The sequence below is a fragment of the Chroococcidiopsis cubana SAG 39.79 genome, from assembly GCF_003991895.1.
GTDB classification, from domain to species: Bacteria; Cyanobacteriota; Cyanobacteriia; order Cyanobacteriales; family Chroococcidiopsidaceae; genus Chroococcidiopsis; species Chroococcidiopsis thermalis.
The window spans coordinates 58,240-60,683 of record NZ_RSCK01000038.1; the positions used below are offsets into that span (position 1 = coordinate 58,240).

The window sequence follows — 2,444 nt, forward strand, 5'->3', positions numbered from 1 at the left end:
TATTGTGAGCTTAACAGGCTGGAATTATATTCTCCATGCTTTATCTGTCGCAGGCATTTCATAAAATGGTGTGACCTACTACAAGTTCAGCCATCAAGAAATCACATTTTCAGTCAATGCTCGTTGAAACAGAAGGAAAGCACTACCCAAATTCAAATGGAGATCGCACTATGAACATGCTTAACTTCAGGAACAGCATCCGCCTGCTTCTGATTGTCACTCTCTTTTTAGGAACTCTTACCATCACTTCTCTAGGAGCTATTATGAGTACTGCAAATGCACAGGTCAACAAGCCCACGATCGTGTTCGTTCATGGTGCGTTCGCCGAGTCTTCTAGTTGGAATGGTTTATTGACGAAGCCGATCGCCTTCAGGGGGCGACGATGGAGCTAGAGTGCTTGCTGTATGAGCGTCATAGCCCTTAATCCCCTTTGATAAAAGCTCTGTTTATTGCGAATGGAACTGATGAGTTCTTCAACCCATGCCTGGCACTCATTCCAAGCAACTATCCAATTTTGCCCATATAAACAAGAGCCAAAAATTACTGTGTCGAAATCTAGTTCTACCTTTTTCTGGGGAGCGGCAGACATATGGTTGTCGTCTTTGAAATTGAGTTCTTTGTCCTTGCAGCCATGCTGAAGTCAAAGAGATGGCAATTAATAAAATCAAACGTACAAGTCTATCGGAATTTACTTTTGAGCCTTCAAGGTTGTAGCCGCCAGTTTTACAATCACGGAACATTGCCTCAATTCCAAAACGTTGACTATAAATTTTAATGGCAGAGTTTAAATTTGGGAAATTAGTTAATAAATACCAAGCTACCTTCTTTTGCTTACCTCGGTACTTTCTTTTGCAATACACGGCTAGATTGAAGCGACCCTTTCCTGCTGTTTGAGTCAGAGTGAGTTCGGATAGAATTGCCGGCTTCCTGGACGAATAGGAATACTATTTAACGGTTGGAACGAGTGTCTTTTTTGGCGAAACGTAGTGTTCTGTTTTTGACGTAGCACAAAGCTGACATTCTCTTGCTGCAACCAACTTGCTAGTTCTATGCTATGAAATTCCCTATCTCCAACTACGACTAACTTATACTTCTTTAATAGACGAATTGCCGGACGTAAGACTTTTTGTTGCTCTCCGAGATTGCTACTACCACCTTTCTCCAGCAACACCCAAAATATGGGAATTGCCCTTTTTTTATGAATCGCACTAACCATCAACACATTGTTTTCTTTCCACTGCGTTCTATCCAGGGCAATAACTAGTCTCGCTCCTGTTTTAGAATATCTTGTTAAAATCTCTTGAACAATCGGTAACCACAGCAATACCACACTTAAAGCGTCTAGAGTTAAGAATCTTTGTAAATGTCGTCGCCGGCTATTCTGTTGGATAGGTAAAGGCAGGGTAGCTGCTAGTCTTTTTAATCTCATTTGTTTTTGAGTTTGCAGCAGCCAGACCAACATTTTTAAAGTAATTACTTGGGCTGGGGTCAAGTACTTTTCGAGCAAGGTTTGATAGAATAATGGCATCATTTTTAACTGCGGTCTTGCTTAACTGACGAGACCGTTCTTTTTTACCATAAATCCCGTTCGATTTCCTCTCAAGAAAGTTTGTTGTCAATAAGCAAGAATTTTTTCGGGAGGTGACAAATGGGTAAGTCTTTGGCAGCAACGGTTTTCAGGCGCTTGTCGCCCCCTGAAGGAGAAAACCCTGTTGCTGAGGTAATGGGTCAATTTTTTGCACATCTACCCCTGTCTGTACGGACAGATGGTAATAATCGACAACGGTTTGCAAGTAGAGCGCGTATTCCTTGCCCGTGAGATGCTCGCGCTTGAATGCTATGGCTGGGGAAGTATCCCAAACAACCGCATTGAGATCCAACAAACCAAAGCCGTGACTGGGAAAAGAGGGGGTGATAAAGCGCATTTCTGCGGACCAGCGGCTAAATGTTGCTCCCACGCGATCGCGCTCTAAGATGACAAAATTTTTGATGCCCAGATCGTGTAGTACTACACCGCAACCCACCCCAGCTGCACCTGCGCCTACAATGACTACATCCAAGTTTTTTCTAGTCGTTTTCATAGTTGCATTGCCTTTCTTGAGGGAAAGGCGGAATTCGCGCCAAAATCCCTTTTTGCAAGATCTCCGGTCTTTCCTGGCGCGTCACAATTCCATCAGTGCTGTTGTAGTATTGTGATGCTAATTGCAATACGGCTGCTGCGCTTTCTAAAGGTGGCAAGTCACCAAACATGAGAGTTGTTTTATTTGGTGCAGCTAAAGCTACAGCACAAGGACGTTTACACGCGCTCAGGCATTCTACTGGTTGAATGACAAATGACGATCGCAATTGCCAACTTTCTGAGTGAGATAGAGCAATTCCTAGTCTACTGAGGTACGATTAATAGTAATGTTGTGTATTCTGCCCAGATAAAAATGAAGGCATAC

The 2,444-nt window shown here is 43.0% G+C and carries 3 protein-coding genes and 1 pseudogene; 1 reads left to right on the forward strand and 3 read right to left on the reverse strand.

Annotation, left to right across the window (positions count from 1 at the left end):
- Positions 1-170: 170 nt before the first annotated feature.
- Positions 171-392 (forward strand): hypothetical protein, encoded by a 222-nt coding sequence (locus DSM107010_RS39895; RefSeq protein ID WP_199755669.1) that lies wholly within the window; start codon positions 171-173, stop codon positions 390-392.
- Positions 393-895: 503 nt separating this feature from the next.
- Here the strand turns inward: DSM107010_RS39895 and DSM107010_RS20840 are convergent.
- From DSM107010_RS20840 to DSM107010_RS20850, 3 genes and pseudogenes are all read right to left on the reverse strand, one after another.
- Positions 896-1,531 (reverse strand): transposase, encoded by a 636-nt coding sequence (locus tag DSM107010_RS20840; protein ID WP_127023817.1) that lies wholly within the window; start codon positions 1,529-1,531, stop codon positions 896-898.
- A 163-nt stretch (positions 1,532-1,694) separates the two neighbouring features.
- Positions 1,695-2,081 (reverse strand): annotated as a pseudogene (locus DSM107010_RS20845) (NAD(P)-binding domain-containing protein); the annotation flags it as partial.
- Positions 2,068-2,376 (reverse strand): DUF1636 domain-containing protein, encoded by a 309-nt coding sequence (locus DSM107010_RS20850; RefSeq protein WP_106171422.1) that lies wholly within the window; start codon positions 2,374-2,376, stop codon positions 2,068-2,070. The pseudogene DSM107010_RS20845 and the gene DSM107010_RS20850, both read right to left, overlap by 14 nt.
- Positions 2,377-2,444 lie beyond the last annotated feature (68 nt).